This is a genomic window from Micromonospora sp. NPDC049497, assembly GCF_044465805.1.
GTDB lineage: Bacteria > Actinomycetota > Actinomycetes > Mycobacteriales > Micromonosporaceae > Micromonospora.
In genome coordinates this window covers 48,787-65,657 of sequence record NZ_JBITMC010000012.1, presented here as the reverse complement: position 1 = coordinate 65,657, position 16,871 = coordinate 48,787, and the positions used below count along the sequence as shown (strand labels likewise).

The 16,871-nt window shown below is 73.1% G+C and carries 15 protein-coding genes; 4 read left to right on the top strand and 11 right to left on the bottom strand.

What is annotated here, in order from left to right; genetic code table 11:
• Positions 1–45 precede the first annotated feature (45 nt).
• The 10 genes from ACIBR0_RS17835 to ACIBR0_RS17790 all read right to left on the bottom strand — a co-directional run bounded on the left by ACIBR0_RS17835 (position 46) and on the right by ACIBR0_RS17790 (position 10,647).
• A complete protein-coding gene (locus ACIBR0_RS17835; RefSeq protein ID WP_396716849.1) occupies positions 46–1,344 on the bottom strand; it encodes an ABC transporter substrate-binding protein in 1,299 nt (432 codons plus the stop codon).
• 16 nt (positions 1,345–1,360) lie between these two features.
• On the bottom strand, positions 1,361–2,461 hold the full coding sequence (locus ACIBR0_RS17830) for a branched-chain amino acid ABC transporter permease (RefSeq protein WP_396716847.1): 1,101 nt from the start codon (positions 2,459–2,461) through the stop codon (positions 1,361–1,363).
• Positions 2,458–3,342, bottom strand: a complete 885-nt coding sequence (locus tag ACIBR0_RS17825; protein ID WP_396716845.1) for a branched-chain amino acid ABC transporter permease — start codon at positions 3,340–3,342, stop codon at positions 2,458–2,460. The genes ACIBR0_RS17830 and ACIBR0_RS17825 overlap by 4 nt, the downstream gene beginning before the upstream one ends.
• The gene (locus tag ACIBR0_RS17820) at positions 3,339–5,231 is read right to left on the bottom strand and encodes an AMP-dependent synthetase/ligase (protein WP_396716843.1); all 1,893 of its coding nucleotides are present in this window, start codon (positions 5,229–5,231) and stop codon (positions 3,339–3,341) included. Before ACIBR0_RS17820 ends, ACIBR0_RS17825 begins: the two co-directional genes overlap by 4 nt.
• Complete coding sequence (locus tag ACIBR0_RS17815; protein ID WP_357030232.1) at positions 5,228–6,001, bottom strand: ABC transporter ATP-binding protein; 774 nt, start codon at positions 5,999–6,001, stop codon at positions 5,228–5,230. Before ACIBR0_RS17815 ends, ACIBR0_RS17820 begins: the two co-directional genes overlap by 4 nt.
• Entirely contained in the window at positions 5,998–6,792 is a 795-nt protein-coding gene (locus ACIBR0_RS17810; RefSeq protein WP_396716841.1) for an ABC transporter ATP-binding protein, read from the bottom strand. Before ACIBR0_RS17810 ends, ACIBR0_RS17815 begins: the two co-directional genes overlap by 4 nt.
• A 191-nt stretch (positions 6,793–6,983) precedes the next feature.
• Positions 6,984–7,493, bottom strand: coding sequence for a 2'-5' RNA ligase family protein (locus ACIBR0_RS17805; protein WP_396716839.1), 510 nt, complete (start codon positions 7,491–7,493; stop codon positions 6,984–6,986).
• A 78-nt stretch (positions 7,494–7,571) separates the two neighbouring features.
• Positions 7,572–8,831: an epoxide hydrolase family protein gene (locus tag ACIBR0_RS17800; RefSeq protein ID WP_396716837.1), complete on the bottom strand. Its 1,260-nt coding sequence runs from the start codon at positions 8,829–8,831 to the stop codon at positions 7,572–7,574.
• Positions 8,832–8,887: 56 nt separating this feature from the next.
• Positions 8,888–9,493 (bottom strand): DNA-binding response regulator, encoded by a 606-nt coding sequence (locus ACIBR0_RS17795; RefSeq protein ID WP_396716835.1) that lies wholly within the window; start codon positions 9,491–9,493, stop codon positions 8,888–8,890.
• Entirely contained in the window at positions 9,490–10,647 is a 1,158-nt protein-coding gene (locus tag ACIBR0_RS17790; RefSeq protein ID WP_396716834.1) for a sensor histidine kinase, read from the bottom strand. Before ACIBR0_RS17790 ends, ACIBR0_RS17795 begins: the two co-directional genes overlap by 4 nt.
• A 133-nt stretch (positions 10,648–10,780) precedes the next feature.
• Here ACIBR0_RS17790 and ACIBR0_RS17785 point away from each other — a divergent pair, with 133 nt between their 5' ends.
• From ACIBR0_RS17785 to ACIBR0_RS17775, 3 genes are all read left to right on the top strand, one after another.
• On the top strand, positions 10,781–11,335 hold the full coding sequence (locus tag ACIBR0_RS17785) for a hypothetical protein (protein ID WP_396716832.1): 555 nt from the start codon (positions 10,781–10,783) through the stop codon (positions 11,333–11,335).
• 43 nt (positions 11,336–11,378) lie between these two features.
• Positions 11,379–11,570 (top strand): hypothetical protein, encoded by a 192-nt coding sequence (locus tag ACIBR0_RS17780; protein ID WP_396716830.1) that lies wholly within the window; start codon positions 11,379–11,381, stop codon positions 11,568–11,570.
• 130 nt (positions 11,571–11,700) lie between these two features.
• Positions 11,701–13,500 carry a DEAD/DEAH box helicase gene (locus ACIBR0_RS17775; protein ID WP_396716828.1) on the top strand — a complete coding sequence of 600 codons (1,800 nt, stop codon included), beginning with the start codon at positions 11,701–11,703 and terminating at the stop codon, positions 13,498–13,500.
• A 163-nt stretch (positions 13,501–13,663) separates the two neighbouring features.
• Here the strand turns inward: ACIBR0_RS17775 and lon are convergent, their stop codons facing one another.
• Positions 13,664–15,979, bottom strand: coding sequence for an endopeptidase La (gene lon / locus ACIBR0_RS17770; protein ID WP_396716826.1), 2,316 nt, complete (start codon positions 15,977–15,979; stop codon positions 13,664–13,666).
• A gap of 301 nt (positions 15,980–16,280) precedes the next feature.
• Here lon and ACIBR0_RS17765 point away from each other — a divergent pair, with 301 nt between their 5' ends.
• Positions 16,281–16,628, top strand: a complete 348-nt coding sequence (locus tag ACIBR0_RS17765) for an Lsr2 family protein (protein WP_396716824.1) — start codon at positions 16,281–16,283, stop codon at positions 16,626–16,628.
• Positions 16,629–16,871 lie beyond the last annotated feature (243 nt).

Sequence of the window (16,871 nt, the reverse complement as noted above, 5' to 3'; positions counted from 1 at the left end):
CCCCGGTTAACGCCTCGCGTTGTACCGGGGGCCCTTCTTAACGGATCAGAGCTTCTCGTAGCAGGGGCCGTCCAGGGTGTACGCCTTCGCCGTCGGGCCGGTGAACAGGTCGCGGACCTGGCTCACCCCGGTCGGGGACGCCTTGTCGGGCTTGTAGATGGCGGTCACGCGGACGGCGCCGTCGTTCGGCCCGGCCGCGTAGTTGCCGGCACCGGAGGGCAACATGCCCTCGTAGTCCACGCTGGTCAGCGACTTCACCGCCTTCACCAGGCCGGCCCGGGTCAGGTCACCGTCGGCGACCGCCTTGGCCAGCGCCGCCTTCAGCGGGTACGACCAGACCCAGCCGGAGGTGTAGCCGTCGTTCGGGGTGACCCCGGGCAGGGCCTCCCGCAGCGCCTTGTGCCCCGGGGTGTCCGTGGTCCAGGTGTTCCACGGCGCGGTCTGCTCGTACTTCGCCAGCAACGCGGGGGCGGCCGGGCTCTGCAGCAGCGCCGGGTTCCAGGTGGGGCTGGTGCCGATGAACCGGCCGGCGAAGCCGCGGGCGGCGGCCTGGCCGACGATGGTCGCGGCGTCCGCCGGGCCCATGGTGAGCACCACCAGATCCGGCTTCCCGGCGAGGATCGCCTGGATCGCGCCGGCCTGCTTGTCCGCGCCGGAGTCGGTCTTGACATCGGTGAAGGTCATACCGAGCGCCTGCGCGGCCAGCTTGACCCCGGCCGCGGCGTCGTCACCGTAGTCGCCGGCCAGGTGCACCGCCATCACCGACTTCGGGGAGTACGCCTCACGGGCGTAGTCCAGCGCGTTCATCGACTCGACGCAGTAGTTGGCACCGGACTCGACGATCACGTCCTCGAACGCGTAGCCGGAGGTCCAGGCCGCCGGTGCGGCGATGACGTTGCTGGCCTTCATGTCACCGAGGATCGCGCCGGTGGTGGGTGAGCCGAGGCTCTGGGCGAGCGCCAGCACGTTCGGCTTGATCTCCTGGTAGACCTGGTTGTGGGTCTGCGGGTTGTACTTGTTGTCCCGCACGTAGCGGGTCACGTCCACCTCGTAGTCGCCGATGCCGCCGGCCGTGTTGACCCGCTTCCAGAACGCCTTCTGCGCGTCGGTGATCGGCACCGCGAGGGCCCGGAACGGCCCCTCGGTGAGGTCGGAGATGATGCCGAGGTAGATGCATCCCTTGTTCTTGTCGACCGCCTCCGGGCAGGGCTCGGAGGTCACGCCCACGTCGGTCTTGAGCCCGGAGGCGTCGGTGGTGGTGTCACCGCCCCGGCAGGCGGTGAGGGTGCCGGCCAGCAGAACCACGGCCGCGGAGAGCGCGATCCGTGACGTCGGTCTTCCCATCGCTTCCTCACTTGTGTCAGTAGGAGAACGGCCACGCCTTCCAGTAGGTGCGGGCCCGGACCCAGAGGCCGAACAGCCCGCGTGGTTCGAAGATGAGGAAGACGATGATGAGTACGCCGTAGAGGATCGTCTCCACCTGGAAGACGTTCGGCACCTCGTTCGGCTGGGTGCTGACGAACGGCACCCACGCCTGCAGTTCCCGGGTGAGCCGGGGCAGCAGGGTGATGAAGAACGCCCCGGCGATGGCGCCGGAGATGGTGCCCGCGCCGCCGATCAGGACCATGGCGATGTACTGCACCGAGAGCAGCAGGCTGAACGACCCCGGGTCGAAGAACCCGGTGACGGTGTAGAGGAGTGCCCCCGCGCACCCGGCGTAGAAGGACGAGACGGCGAAGGCGAGGGTCTTGTAGCGGGGCAGGTTCACCCCGATCACCCCGGCGGCGATGTCCCGGTCCCGGATGGCGGTGAACGCCCGGCCGATGCGGGACCGGGCGAGGTTGCGGGCGGCGACCGCGAAGACGATCAGCAGGGCCAGCATCAGCCAGAACAGCTTCTGGTCGCGGGTGGCGACGCCGTCGGTGACCGCGAGCGGCCGGCCGAGGAACTCCAGGGTGGCCGCCGGCCGGCCGACTCCCGCGCCGCCGGTCAGCGCCGACCACTCGTTGAAGACGTGCTGGCCGATGAAGACCAGACCGAGGGTGACGATGGCGAGGTAGAGCCCGCGCAGCCGGGTGGCCAGCGGGGCGACGAGCACCCCGGCGAGCGCCGCGACGAGGCCCGCGGCGGGCAACCACAGCGCGATGTCGGTGACACCGAGGCCGATCACCCGCCCGTCCGGGTCGCCGCTGAGGGCCGCCGCGGTGTACGCCCCGATGCCGAGGAAGAACGCGTGCCCCAGCGAGACCTGGCCGGCGTACCCGGTGACCAGGCCGAGACCGATCGCCCCGATCGCGGCCACGCAGCACACCGCGAGCAGTTGCAGCAGGTCGTCGGCGAGCAGGAACGGCAGCGCGCACGCCAGCACCAGCAGCGCCGCCGTCCACCACCGTTTCGCCGGGGTGTCGAGCAGGGCGAGGTCCTGCGCGTACGACGTGCGCAGCAGGGGTCTGCCCCTCATACGCGTTCCACCTCCCGGGTCCCGAACAGCCCGTACGGGCGTACCAGCAGCACGACCAGCATCAGCACGTACGGGGTGATGACCGAGACGTTGCCGCCGAGCCAGGCGACGTCGTTGGCGTACGTGGCGGTCACCTCCTGAAGCACACCCACGGCGAGGCCGCCGACCACCGCGCCGGGCAGCGAGTCCAGCCCGCCGAGGATGATCACCGGCAGGGCGGTCAGCGCGATCAGCCACAGTGCCCCGTCGACGCTGCCGCCGGCGGCGGCGAAGGTCCCGGCGACGGCGGCCAGCCCACCGGCCAGCGCCCAGCTGATCGCGAAGACCGCGCCGACCGAGACGCCGTGGGCGAGGGCGGCCTCCTGGTCCAGGGCGGCGGCGCGCATCGCCAGACCGGTGCGGGTGAACCGGAAGAACGCGAACAGCCCGGCGACGAGCAGCCCGGCGGCCACGACGGCGGCGAGGTGCCGCTGCTGCACCTCCACCGGGCCGATGGTGAGGGTGCGCAGCCCCCACGGGTCGCCGACGTGTCGGACGTCCAGGCCGATGAAGGCGTTGACCACGACCCGCACCGCGACGTCCACGCCGAGGGTGATGATGGCGACGACGAACGCCGGACGACCCACCATCGGACGGACGGCGGTGCGTTCCACGCCGAGGGCGAGCAGCCCGGTACCGACCGCCGCGAGGGGCACCGCCGCCCAGAAGCCGACCGCCGGGGTGAGGTAGGTGACCGCGACGACCCCGGCGAGCATGAACGCCGGCTGGGCGAAGCTGATGACCCGGGTGGCCTTGTAGATGATGACGAAGCCGAGGGCGAGCAGGGCGTAGACACTGCCGGTGCCGAGCCCACGCAGCAGGCTCTCGATCAGCTCGGTCACCGGTCACCCCCGGATGCGTAGAGCTCGTCGACCAGGTCGGCGAAGGCCCGGGTGACGGCCTCCCGGCGGACCTTCTGGGTGGCGGTCAGCTCCCCGTCGTCCTGGTCGAGCTCCCGGGGCAGCAGCCGGAACCGCTTGATCTGCTCCACCGGCGGGTGCCGGCGGTTGACCTCGTCGACCACCGACCGGACCAGCTCCACCACCTCCGGCTTGCCGGTCAGGTCGCGGTAGGTGGTGTACGGCAGCCGCCGCGCCTGCGCCCACTGCCCCACGGTGTCGACCTCGATGCCGATGAGCGCCACCAGGTACGGGCGCCGGTCGCCGACCAGCACCGCCTCCTTGACGTACGGGGAGGTCTTCAGCTCGTTCTCGATCCCCGCCGGACCGATGTTCTTCCCCCCGGCGGTGATCATGATGTCCTTCGCCCGGCCGGTGATCCGCACGTGGGTGCCGTCGACCCACTCCCCCACGTCGCCGGTGTGCAGCCAGCCGTCCGGCTCCCGCACGGCGGCGGTGGCCTCCGGGTCGTCCCGGTAGCCCGCGAACACCCCCGGATGGCGGGTGAGGATCTCCCCGGTCGCCTCGTCGATCCGCAGCTCCACACCCTCCTGCGGCTCGCCGACGGTGCCGAGCTTCACCCGGCCCGGGCGGTTGCCGGTGGCGATGGCGGAGTTCTCCGTCATGCCGTACACCTCGTGCATCGGCACGCCGATGCCCATGAAGAAGCGCAGCACCTCGGGGGCGATCGGGGCCGCGCCCGAGGCGGCGTAGCGCACCTTGCCCACGCCGATCCGTTCGCGCAGCGCCCGGTAGCAGAAGACCCACCCCAGGGCGTACGCCAGCCGGGTGGCCGCCGTGTGCCGGCCGCCGGTGGCGACGAGCCGGGCGCCGATCCGGTCGGAGACCCGCAGCCAGAACCGGGCCACGGCCCGCTTGAGCGGGGACGCCGTCGCCACCCGGGTGGTGACCGTGGCCAGCACCTTCTCCCAGATCCGGGGCACCCCGAACAGCAGGGTGGGCTGCACCTCGCGCAGGTTCGCCGGCACGGTGGCGATCGACTCGGCGAACGCGACCTGCACACCCGCGCCCGCGTTGCTCCAGGTGGTGAAGACCCGCTCGGCGACGTGGCACAGCGGCAGGTACGACAGGGTCAGGTCGTCCGGACCGGGCGGCGGGTCGGCCAGGCCTCCACCCTCGGTGACCGTACGCACGGCGAAGTCCACGTTGGCGTTGGTCAGCATCGCGCCCTTCGGGCGGCCGGTGGTGCCCGAGGTGTAGATGAGGGTGGCCAGGTCGTCGTCGGTGGCCGCGGCCATCAACTCCTCCACCGCGCCGGGGTGCGCGACCCGGTGTGCGGTGCCCAGCGCCAGCAGGTCGTCCCAGGCCAGCAGCGCCGGGTGGTCGTAGCGGCCCCGGACGCCGCGCGGCTCGAGGTACACCACCTTCTCCAGGTGCGGGCAGTCGTCCAGCACCGCCAGGGCCTTGTCGACCTGCTCCTGGTCCTCGGCGACGAGCACCCGCGCGCCGGAGTGGGCCAGCAGGTAGCCGGCCTCCTCGGCGGGATTGGTCGGGTACAGCCCGACGGTGGCGGCCCGGACGGCGACCGCGGCAACGTCGGTCCAGAGCCACTCGCGGCGGTTCTCGGCCAGCACGGCGACCCGGTCGCCGGGGGCGATCCCGAGGGCGAGCAGCCCGTGCGCGACGGTCAGCACGGTGTCCCAGTAGGACTCCCAGGTGACCTCCGCCCAGATGCCGTGGACCTTCTCCCGCATCGCGACCCGGCGGGGGGTGGCGCGCGCGTGTCCGCGTACGCGGGAGGCGATCGTCGTGGCGGCGGCGCCGGCGGTCTCGACGGCGGTCGCGCCCGACGGCGCCGTGGTGGCGCTCATGCTGTTGTCACCTCCCCCAGGTAGGCCCGGAGCACGTCCGGGTGGGTCTGGACCTCCGCCGGGGTGCCGGTGGCCACCGGCTGCCCGAAGTCGACGACGAGCACCCGGTCGGCCAGGTCCATCACCAGGCCCATGTCGTGCTCGACCAGCACCATCGGGATGCCGAGTTCCTCGCGGACGTCGAGGATGTACCGGGCCATGTCCTCGGTCTCCTCGAGGTTCATCCCGCCCACCGGCTCGTCGAGCAGGAGCAGCTTCGGTTCCATCGCCAGGGCCCGGCCCAGCTCCACCCGCTTCTGCACCCCGTACGGCAGCAGCCCGACGGGCATCCGCCGCCACTGCTCCAGCTCCAGGAAGTCGACGATCTCCTCGACGGCGGCCCGCGCTGCCAACTCCTCCCGCCGCGCCCGGCCCCGCCACAGGACCGCCGCGAGGGGGCCGTAGCGGAGGTGGTGGTGGCGGCCGAGCAGCAGGTTCTCCAGGACGGTGAGGTTGGCGAACAGCTCGACGTTCTGGAAGGTGCGGGCCAGCCCGAGCGCGGCGATCTCGTGCGGCCGCCGGCCGACCAGGTCGACGCCGTCGAAGACGACCCGTCCGGCCTGCGGCCGGTACACCCCGGAGAGCACGTTGAAGATGGAGGTCTTGCCGGCGCCGTTCGGGCCGATCACCGCGAACAGCTCGTTCCGGCCGACCGTGAAGCTCACCCCGTCAATCGCGCGGACCCCGGCGAATGAGAGCCGGACGTCGTCGAAGCGCAGGATCTCGGTCACGACAACCACCGCTTCCGTCGCCGGTAGTGCTTCACGTCCCGGAACGACCGGCGGGCGTGCCCGTCGCCGCCGGCGTGCAGTCCCAGGTAGAACTCGCGGACGTCGTCGTCGGCGAGCAACTGCTCGGCCGGCTTGTCCAGCACCACCCGGCCGGTCTCCAGCACGTAGCCGTGGGCGGCGACGGACAGCGCCATGGTGGCGTTCTGCTCGACCAGCAGCACGGCCGTGCCGGCGGCGTTGATCCGGACGATCAGCTCACGAATCTGCTCGACCAGGCGTGGCGCGAGGCCGAGGCTCGGCTCGTCCAGCAGCAGGTAGCGCGGCCCGGCCATCAGTGCCCGGCCCATCGCCAGCATCTGCTGCTCGCCGCCGGAGAGGTAACCGGCCGCCCGGCGGCGCCGCTCCGCGAGCACCGGGAACAGGTCGAACACCTCGTCCAGCCGGCCCGTTACGCGCCGCGGGTCGGTGTGCCCGCCGAGGCGCAGGTTCTCCTCGACGGTCAGCTCGCCGAAGATCCGCCGCCCCTCCATCACCTGGGCGACACCCCGGCGCACGATCGCCGCCGGCTTGAGCCGGTGCACCGGCTCCCCGTCCAGGGTGACCTCACCCCGGACGACCTCGCCGTGGTGGATGTCGAGCAGGCCGGTGATCGCGCGCAGCAGCGTGGTCTTGCCGGCGCCGTTCGCGCCGAGCAGCGCGACGATCCCGCCCGGCGGGACGGTGATGCTGAGGCCGCGCAGGACCAGCATCACGTCGTCGTAGACGACCTCGAGATTCCGCACCCGCAGCATCGCCGGCGGCTCCTCCCCTGTGACTGGCGCCACAAGTTACCGAGCATTAAACCTCGCGGAACGCCGTCGCAACAGATCGAATTGGCCGCAACTCGATCACCGAGGCGTCGTAGACCGTCCGCCCCCGGCCCGGCGGCTCCGGCGCCCGCCCCGGTGACCGCCGTCGCCGTTTCCGCGAGCGGCACCCCGGTTCAGCACAGCGGGGTCACCGAGCGGTCCACGCTGTGGTACGTGCGGCCCGCCACGAAGCTTCCCGCTGGACCGTCCGCACCGACAACGGCCCGGGCCAGCGCCGCGTCCGCGTTTCGGAACCGCAACGCCAGGCTGATGTGTGGCCGCCACCGTCCGGGCGAGTGCCAGGGATGGTGTCCGTCCGCGTCGCGCAGCACCTCCCACACCGCGGCGTGCAGCGCGGTCAACGACGGATCCGGGCGGATCGACCACACCAGGGGCGCGCTGCCGTTCAGCACCTGCAGATCGACCAGCTTCACCGGCAGCGGCAGCACCTCGGCGAAGAGCGCGCCGAGCCGCGCCGCCGCTCCCGGCGGAAAGTCGTCCACCGCCGCGAGGGTCAGGTGCGGACGGTTGGTGGGATGGGTGTTGCCGGCAAGGCTCGGCAGGCCGGCCGCGGCCAGCCGCTCCCACGCGGCGCGTACCGCCGCCTCCAGTGCCGGCGAGCAGACCAGTTCGACGGTACGCACGCCGCCCACGGTAGCGCCGGGCTGTCCGCCGGCGGCCGCCCTTCCGTCAGAAGCTGCTCACCGCGACCCCGAGCGGGCTCAGGATGTCCGCATCGGCCGGAACGCGGCCCGCACCTCGGCCGCGAACACGTCGGGCTCCTCCCAGGCGGGGAAGTGGCCGCCCCTGTCGACCTCGTTGAAGTAGGCGAGACCGGGGTAGACCGTCTCGGCCCAGCTGCGCGGGGCAGCCCAGATCTCGCCGGGAAACGTCGTGAAGCCGACCGGAACCGAGACCGCCGGAGGCGGCTGTCCGGCCGCGGCGGACGCCGCCTGGAATCGGCCGAACTCCCAGTACCACCGGGCGGCCGAGGCACCGGTGCCGGTCAGCCAGTACAGCGTGATGTTGTCGACCACGCTGTCCCGGGTCAGACCGCCCACCGGCTCGCCGTCGACGAACGCGCGGGACATCTTGTAGTAGCTGTCCGTGTCGTGGTCGAGCATCCAGGCCGCCAACCCGACGGGTGAGTCCAGCAGGGAGTAACCGATGGTCTGCGGCCGGGTGGACTGCTCCAGGAAGTAGCCGAAGCCGTCCGTGGTGAACGTGTTGAGCGCCTCGTGCGCCGCGCGTTCCTGCTCGGACTCCGCCGGCAGTTTGTCCTTGAGACCGATCGCTCCGGCGAGCAGGTTGACGTGGATGCCGAGCAACCCCTCGGGTCCCTGGCGGCCCATCGCGTCCGTGACGGCGGCGCCCACGTCGCCGCCCTGGGCGACGTAGCGCGTGTAGCCGAGGCGGTCCATCAGCTCCGCCCACGCGCCTGCGATGCGGCCGTTCTCCCAGCCGAGCTCGGTGGGCTCGCCGGAGAAGCCGTAGCCAGGCAAGGACGGCAGCACCAGGTGGAATGCGTCCTCGGCGGTGCCGCCGTGCGCGGTCGGGTCGGTGAGCGGGCCGACCACCCCGAGCAGCTCGACGACCGAGCCGGGCCAGCCGTGCGTCATGATCAGCGGCAGGGCGTTCTCGTGCCGTGACCGCACGTGGACGAAGTGGATCTCGACGCCGTCGATGTCGGTCGTGAACTGCGGCAGGGCGTTCAGCTTCGCCTCGAACGCGCGCCAGTCGTGATCGGTCGACCAGTAGCGGGCCAGCTCCTGAACCGTCGCCAACTGCACGCCCTGGGAGCGATCGGGGACCAGCTCTCGGCTGGGCCAGCGCGTGGCCACGATCCGGCGACGCAGGTCGTCGATCGCCTCGTCCGGGACGTCCAGCCGGAAGGACCGGATTTCCTTGTCGTCGCCCACGTTCTCCCCCTGCCGGGTCAGGTCGGCCCGCGCCGGGAGTCGGCGGGGCTGGCACCCGTCCATCCTGGCACCGGCCCGGTGACCGGCGGACCGGATCGCGAAATCGCGGGTCGCGGTGGTCAGAGCCAGCCCGCGTCGCGGGCGGCACGGACCGCCTCGGCGCGGTTGTCCACGCCGAGCTTCTGCACCGCCGCCGCCAGGTAGTTGCGCACCGTGCCGGTGGACAGGTGCGCCCGACGGGCGATCGCCGCCGCCGGCGAACCGTCCTGCGCCAGACGCAGCGTCTCCAGCTCCCGCGGGGTGAGCGGGCACGGCGGGATGAGCAGCGCGTCCGCGGCCAGCGACGGATCGACGTACCGGCCACCGGAGTGCACCCGGCGGATCACGTCAGCGAGCGCGCCACCGGGTGCGCCCTTGGGCAGGAACCCCCGCGCCCCGGCGGTCAGCGCGCGGGCCAGGTGCGGCGGGCGGCCCTGGCCGGTGAGGATGACCACCGCGCAGGCCGGCAGGGCTCGGGCCAACTCGGCGGCGACCCCGAAGCCGTCCCGGGCGGGCATCGACAGGTCGACCACGGCCACGTCGGGCCGGTGGGCCAGGGCGGCGGTCACCGCGGCGGCGCCGTCGGCGGCCTGCGCGACGACCTCCAGGTCGTCCTCCAGGTCGAGCAGCGCCGCGAGGGCCGTCCGGATCAGCTCCTCGTCGTCGGCGAGCAGGACCCGGATCATGCGGTGGTCGGTACGGTCGCCTCGACGGTGAAGACACCGTCGACGGATCGGGTCCGCAGGTCACCGCCGGCCGCGGCCAGCCGGTCGGCCAGGCCCCGCAGGCCGTGGCTGTGCCGGTCCGGTGCCGCCGTGGCGGCCACCCCGTCGTTGGTCACGGTCATCCGCGCCACGTCGTCCTCCTGGGTGATCTCGATGCGGCACCAGTCGGCCCGACTGTGTCGCAGCACGTTGGTGCCGGCCTCGCGCAGCACCGCCGCGAGCTGGGTGGCCGCCTCCGCGGGCACCGCACCGGCCGGCGGCCGGACCGTGCATCGCACGCCCGACGAGCGGAGCACCTCGGCCACGGCCGTGAGCTGCTCGGCGAGGTCGACACGGCGGTACCCGTGCACGGTGCGGCGCAGCTCGGCCAGGGCCGTGGCGGCCAGGCGCTGGGCCTCACCGGCCTCCCGCCCGGCCCGCGCGGGGTCGGTCGGCGCGAGACGGGACGCCAGCTCGGCCTTGAGGGCGATGACCGTCAGATGGTGCCCGAGCAGGTCGTGCACGTCGGCGGCGAAGCGCAGCCGCTCCTGCGCCGCCGCCAGCCGGGCCTGGGCGGCCTGCCCCTGGCCGGCCCGCACGAGCAGCTGCCAGAACCACACCTGGAAGCCGTTGACCGCGGCCATGCCCGCACCGACGGTTCCGGTGACCAGCACGGACCGGACGACCGGCGTGCCGGTCGCCGCGGCCACGGCCCCGGCGACCGCCACGGCGACGACCAGCGCCGGGACCACCAGCCGGAGCGAGGCCACGAACGGCACCCCGCCGACGAGCGCGGCACCCAGCCACGCCCAGGTCGGCCACGCGCCGACGGCGACCGGCGCGACGAGCGGCACGCTGAGCACCGCCACGACGGCGTACGCGAGCCGCACCCGACGGCGGATCCGGGCGGCCGGCGCGGGGGTGACCGCGGTACGCAGCGCCGCCGCCAGCACCAGCGCGAACGCGGCCAGCCCCAGCGCTCCCGAGGCCAACCGCCACGCCTCCGGCTCCCGGGCGAGTCCGGCCGCCGGCAGGAGCAGGGTGGCGGCCATGCCGGAGGCGAGGGAGACCAGGGTGGCGGTCCGGGCGCGGGACAGGGGCCGCCCGCGTCCCGGTACCGCCGCGTCCACCACCACGGTCGCCAGGGTAGAGCGCGCCCCCGCACCCGGGGACCCGCCGGTGCGCACGATTCGACCGTGCGTTCCGCCCGGCCGACCGGTGACACCTCGGGGATGTTCCGGGCCGCCGCCCTCGCCGAGGCTGACTCCCATGACAGAGCTGACTTCCCCCACCACCCGCACCCGTCCCGAGCGGCCGGCACAGCGCGCCCGGCGGTGGGCCCTGACGCGGCACCTGCTGGAAATGGTGCTGGCCATGGTCGCCGGGATGCTGCTGCTCGGACCGGCGCGCGGTGCGCTGGCCGGGTCACTCGGGCTCGGCCCCGCCGCGCCGGGACCCGCCGCCCTGCTGATGGCCACCGACATGAGCATCGGGATGGCGGTGTGGATGTGGTACCGCGGACACTCGTGGCCGGCGATCGGCGAGATGACCGCCGCCATGTACGCGCCGGTGCTACTGCTGCTCGTCCCGTACGCCACCGGGCTGCTCGACGGGGGCGCCCTGCTGACCGGCGGCCACCTGCTGATGGTGCCGGCGATGCTGCTGGCGGTGCTCCGCCGCCCCGACGACTACACCGCGCACCACCCCACCCGACCCGGACCGGACGCGCATCCGCTGGTGCGGGTGGGTGGACCCTGCTCGTCCTCGCCGTCAGCTACCCGCTCGTCGGGGCGTGGCGGCACCGGCTCGGCGACCGCCGGATAATCGCCGTGCAGATGGCCGGCCTGCTGGATGGACGGCGCTGGCGGTGGCCGCGGTGACCCTCGGCGGGGACACCGGCCGCTGGCTGGTGGCACTCGGATGGCTCGCCCACGCGGGCTGGGACGCGGTCCACCACCGGCGCGACGAGGTCGTACCGCGCGGCTACGCCGAGTGGTGCGGCATCCTCGACACGGCCCTCGGCGTCACGATGATCCTGTTCCTCCTCACCACGCCGTGACGACCGGGACCAGCGGCGACCCCGCTGTCCCGGCACGTCCGGGCATCCGCCGGCAGGGCGGCGGGTGCCCGGACGGCGTGATGTGCCAGTCGCCGGAGCGGGCGCACGGCGGTGATGAAAGGCTTGTCGCATGAGTTCCGCACCCGTACGGCACGACCAACCCACCGAACCCTCCGCGTCGGGCACCCTCGACGAGGGCACCGTCTTCGCCGATCTCGGCCTGCGCGACGAGTTGCTGGCCGCGCTGTCCGCACTCGGATATGAGGAGCCGACCCCGATCCAGCGGGAGGCGATCCCGCTCCTGCTGTCCGGGCGCGACCTGCTGGGCCAGGCCGCGACGGGTACGGGCAAGACGGCCGCGTTCGCGCTCCCGCTGCTGCAGCGGATGCCCGACGACCGGCCGTCCGGGCACCCGGTGGCGCTGGTGCTGGTGCCGACGCGAGAGCTGGCGGTGCAGGTCTCCGAGGCGTTCCACCGGTACGGAAAGGACCTCGGCGCACGGGTGCTGCCGATCTACGGCGGGCAGCCCATCGGCCGGCAGCTGCGGGCGCTGGACGCCGGGGTGGACGTGGTGGTGGCCACGCCCGGCCGGGCGTTGGACCACATCGCCCGAGGCACGCTGAACCTGAGCGGGCTGGCCACGGTCGTGCTGGACGAGGCCGACGAAATGCTCGACATGGGCTTCGCCGAGGACATCGAGGCGATCCTGGAGCACGCCCCCGAGGCGCGGCAGACCGTGCTCTTCTCGGCGACCATGCCATCGCGCATCGACGGGCTGGCCCGCAAGCACCTGACCGACCCGGTCCGCATCCTCATCGCCCGGGAGCAGCCGGTGGCCGGCGAGGCGCCCCGGGTGCGGCAGAGCGCGTACATCGTCGCGCGGGGGCACAAGCCGGCCGCGCTGGGCCGGGTGCTGGACGTGGAGTCACCGACCGCGGCGATCGTCTTCTGCCGTAGCCGGGAGGAGGTCGACCGGCTCACCGAGACGATGAACGGGCGGGGTTACCGGGCCGAGGCGCTGCACGGCGGGATGAGCCAGGAGCAGCGGGACCGGGTGATGGGCCGGCTGCGGGGCGGCACGGCCGACCTGCTGGTCGCCACCGACGTGGCCGCCCGCGGTCTGGACGTCGAGCAGCTCACCCACGTGGTCAACTACGACGTCCCGTCGGCGCCGGAGTCGTACGTGCACCGAATCGGCCGGGTGGGCCGGGCCGGCCGCGAGGGCGTGGCGATCACGCTCGCCGAGCCCCGTGAGCACCGGATGCTCAAGACCATCGAGCGGGTGACCGGGCAGCGGATCACCATCGACAAGATCCCGACCGTGGCGGACATGCGCACCCGGCGGCTGGAGCTGACCCAGGCGGCGCTGCGGGAGAGCCTGCTGGAGGACGACCTGGACCCGTACCGGGCGATCGTCGAGTCGCTGACCGACGAGTTCGACCTGGTGGAGGTGGCCCTGGCGGCGGTGCGGCTGGCACACGAGGCGACCTCGCCGGGCTCCGACGACGAGGAGGAGATCCCGCAGGTGTCCGTGCGGGGCCCCAAGGAGGGTCGGCCGGAGGGCCGCGGCGAGCGCCGTCCCGGGCGACCCCGCACCGGCGGCACCACCCAGGTGTTCATCGGACTGGGCCGGCGCGCCGGCGTACGCCCGCAGGACCTGGTCGGGGCGATCACCGGCGAGACGGGCATCAACGGGCGGGACATCGGCTCGATCGAGATCGCCGACCGCTTCTCCCTGGTGGAGGTCCCGCACGCCGTCGCCGACGACGTGATCTCGGGGCTGCGGGGTAGCACCATCAAGGGCCGCAAGGCGACCGTACGCCGGGATCGTGACGGTGACGGCGGCGGCGAGGGCCGCTTCGACGGCGGTGACCGGCGCGAGCGCCGCGACCGCGACCCCGCCGGCTGGCAGCGCCGCGAGCGCCGCTGAACGTGTAAGGAAGGGCCCCTTCTTAACGACTCCGGTAGAGGAAGGGCCCCCTGTTAACAGGGGCGGCGTGGGAGCCGACGATCGCGCTGGCGACGAGCCGTGGCGCGTTAAGAAGGGCCCCCTGTACAACGCCAAGCGTTAACAGGGGGCCCTTCCTTTCACCTCAGGCGGCGGTGAGTGACGCGACGTCGGCCGGCCGGAGCGCCAGGGCGAGCACGTCGGCGACGTCGGCCAGGGTGTGCACCGTCAGCGCCTCGCGAACCTCGGCGGGCAGGTCGTCCAGGTCCGGCTCGTTGCGCTTCGGGATGATCACCTCGGTCAGGCCCGCCCGGTGGGCGGCGAGCAGCTTCTGCTTCACCCCGCCGATGGGCAGCACCCGGCCGGAGAGGGTCACCTCGCCGGTCATCCCGAACTCGGGGCGGACCGGGCGACCGCTGACCAGCGACGCCAGGGCGGTGACCATGGTGATGCCGGCGCTGGGGCCGTCCTTGGGCACCGCTCCCGCCGGCACGTGCAGGTGGATCCGCCGGCCGGCGAGGGCGTTCGGGTCCAGCCCGAGCCGGCGCCCGTTGGAGCGCAGGTACGACAGGGCGATGTGCGCGGACTCCTTCATCACGTCGCCGAGCTGGCCGGTGAGGGTCAGCCCCGGCTCCCCCTCCATGCTGGTCGCCTCGATGAAGAGCACGTCCCCGCCGGCGCCGGTGACCGCCAGGCCGGTGGCCACGCCGGGCACCGCCGTGCGTTCGGCCGACTCCGGGGTGAACTTCGGCCGGCCCAGGTAGCGGGCCAGGTTGCCGGTGTCGACGGCGACCGGCGCCGGATCGGTGGCGAGCTCGACGGCGACCTTGCGCAGGATCTTGGCCAGGCCACGTTCGAGCTGCCGGACGCCCGCCTCCCGGGTGTACTCGCCGGCGATCAGGGCCAGGGCCCCGTCGGCGATCGTCACCTCGTCCGCGGTCAGCCCGGCCCGTTCCCGCTGCCGGGGCAGCAGGTGGTCGCGGGCGATGGCGACCTTCTCGTCCTCGGTGTACCCGTCCAGGGTGACCAGCTCCATCCGGTCCAGCAGCGGGCCGGGGATCGACTCGACCACGTTGGCGGTGGCCAGGAAGAGCACGTCGGACAGGTCGAGGTCGACCTCGAGGTAGTGGTCCCGGAAGGTGTGGTTCTGCGCCGGGTCCAGCACCTCCAGCAGGGCCGCCGCCGGGTCGCCGGAGTAGCCCACGGCCAGCTTGTCAACCTCGTCGAGGAGGACGACCGGGTTCATCGAGCCGGCCTCGCGCAGGGCGCGGACGATCCGGCCGGGCAGCGCGCCGACGTAGGTGCGCCGGTGGCCGCGGATCTCCGCCTCGTCACGGACGCCGCCCAGGGAGACCCGGACGAAGTTCCGGCCCAGGGCCCGGGCGACCGATTCGCCGAGGCTGGTCTTGCCGACCCCGGGCGGGCCGGCGAGGGCGAGGACCGCGCCGGAACCGCGCCCGCCGACCACGCCGAGGTTGCGCTCGGCCCGGCGGTTGCGCACCGCGAGGTACTCCAGGATGCGGTCCTTCACGTCGGCCAGGCCGGCGTGGTCGGCGTCGAGCACCGCGCGGGCCGCGCCCAGGTCGGTGTTGTCCTCGGTACGCGTGCCCCACGGCATCTCCAGCACGGTGTCCAGCCAGGTACGGATCCAGCCGGCCTCGGGTGAGGCGTCGCTGGCGCGCTCCAGCTTGCCGACCTCGCGCAGGGCGGCCTCGCGGACCTTCTCCGGCAGGTCGGCGGACTCGACGCGACCTCGGTAGTCGGCGGAACCCTCGGGCTCGTCCTCGCCGAGTTCCTTGCGGATGGCGGCGAGTTGCTGGCGGAGCAGGAACTCCCGCTGGGACTTCTCCAGCCCCTCGCGGACGTCGGTGTTGATCTGCTCGGCGATCTCCTGCTCGGTGAGGTGGGCCTTGACCCAGCCGACGAGCAGTTCCAGGCGGGCGGTGACGTCCGGCGCGGTGAGCAGCTCGGTCTTCTGGGCCAGGGTGAGCCAGGAGACGTAGCCGGCGGAGTCGGCCAGCTCGGAGAGGTCGGTCATCCGCTCGATCGCGTCGATGACCTGCCATGCCCCACGCTGCTGGAGGACCGAGGTCATCAGGGCGCGGTACTCGCGGGCCAGTTCGCGGGCCCGGCCGGCGGGGGCGGGCTCGCTGATCTCGGTCGCCTCGACCCACAGGGCCGCGCCGGGACCGGGCACGCCGGAGCCGATCCGGGCCCGGGACAGGCCGCGGACGACCGCTGCCGGCTCACCGTCGGGCAGCCGACCGACCTTCTCGATCGTGGCGACGGTGCCCACCGGGCCGTAGTCGCCGTCGATGCGGGGCACGGCGAGGATCTTCCCGTCGCCGGACGAACGTGCCGCGTCGACGGCGGCCTGGGTGGTCGGGTCGAGGGTCACCGGGATGACCATGCCGGGCAGCAGCACGGCGTCGGTCAGGGGAAGGACCGGAAGAGTTGCCATCGAACACCTGCTATCGGATTAGGTTGAGCGTGTCCAGCTCAAGTAACAAAGCGTGCCCCCTTGTTCCTCCTTGTGATCCAGACCACTCCCAGGGTCGACGCACGAGGCGGGTGGGTACGGCGGCAGCGGCACCGCCGTGGCCGCCCGGCGCCTGGAGCGCCTCCGCCTTTCCGGGTCGGCGCCGCGATTTCTTCCGGATATCGCGACCCGCCGAAATGAGCACGACGCGCTTTGTTGCCTTTTCGGCGCGGGATACGTCAAACTTTGAGCACACCCCGCCCCACACAGGGAGTAATTGGCGATGGCTAGGAAAGTAATCACTGTTCTGACCGACGACCTGGACGGCGGAAAGGCCGACCGGACCGTCGAGTTCAGCCTGGACGGCGTGGCGTACACCATCGACGTCTCGGACGAGAACGCGGGCGTGCTGCGCAAGGCGCTCGATCCGTACATCAGCGCTGGCCGGCGAATCGGGCGGGGGGCGGTCGACAGTGCGCGCGCGCCACGTCGCCCGGCCGCGTCGGGGACGTCGGGAATGGACCGGGAGCAGAACCGGGCCATCCGGGAATGGGCCGTGAAGAACGGCTACAAGATTTCCGAGCGCGGTCGCATCCCGGTCGAGGTCGTCGAGGCGTACAAGAACCGCTGACCGTCCGTCCGCGAGGACGCTTCCGACCTGCGGGGCCACGCTGGAAATCAGCGCGGCCCCGCAGTTTTGCCGTCGGGAGCCCGCCATTCCGTGCCGCGCCGGCGGCGGCATGACACGACCCGGGGCCGGGGGGGGGGGGGGGGGGGGGGGGGCGCGCCCCGCGGGGGGGGGGGGGTGGAGAAGGAGTAAAGGGCCCCCCGCCCCGCCGGCGGGGGGGGGGTGGGCGGCCGCGACCGGGGTCGC

Coding starts and splice junctions, on each gene's coding strand:
- ACIBR0_RS17820 (WP_396716843.1), bottom strand. CDS start 5,231: ATGAGCGCCACCACGGCGCCGTCGGGCGCGACCGCCGTCGAGACCGCC.
- ACIBR0_RS17800 (WP_396716837.1), bottom strand. CDS start 8,831: ATGGACGGGTGCCAGCCCCGCCGACTCCCGGCGCGGGCCGACCTGACC.
- ACIBR0_RS17795 (WP_396716835.1), bottom strand. CDS start 9,493: ATGATCCGGGTCCTGCTCGCCGACGACGAGGAGCTGATCCGGACGGCC.
- ACIBR0_RS17810 (WP_396716841.1), bottom strand. CDS start 6,792: ATGCTGCGGGTGCGGAATCTCGAGGTCGTCTACGACGACGTGATGCTG.
- ACIBR0_RS17785 (WP_396716832.1), top strand. CDS start 10,781: ATGACAGAGCTGACTTCCCCCACCACCCGCACCCGTCCCGAGCGGCCG.
- ACIBR0_RS17775 (WP_396716828.1), top strand. CDS start 11,701: ATGAGTTCCGCACCCGTACGGCACGACCAACCCACCGAACCCTCCGCG.
- ACIBR0_RS17835 (WP_396716849.1), bottom strand. CDS start 1,344: ATGGGAAGACCGACGTCACGGATCGCGCTCTCCGCGGCCGTGGTTCTG.
- ACIBR0_RS17830 (WP_396716847.1), bottom strand. CDS start 2,461: ATGAGGGGCAGACCCCTGCTGCGCACGTCGTACGCGCAGGACCTCGCC.
- lon (WP_396716826.1), bottom strand. CDS start 15,979: ATGGCAACTCTTCCGGTCCTTCCCCTGACCGACGCCGTGCTGCTGCCC.
- ACIBR0_RS17765 (WP_396716824.1), top strand. CDS start 16,281: ATGGCTAGGAAAGTAATCACTGTTCTGACCGACGACCTGGACGGCGGA.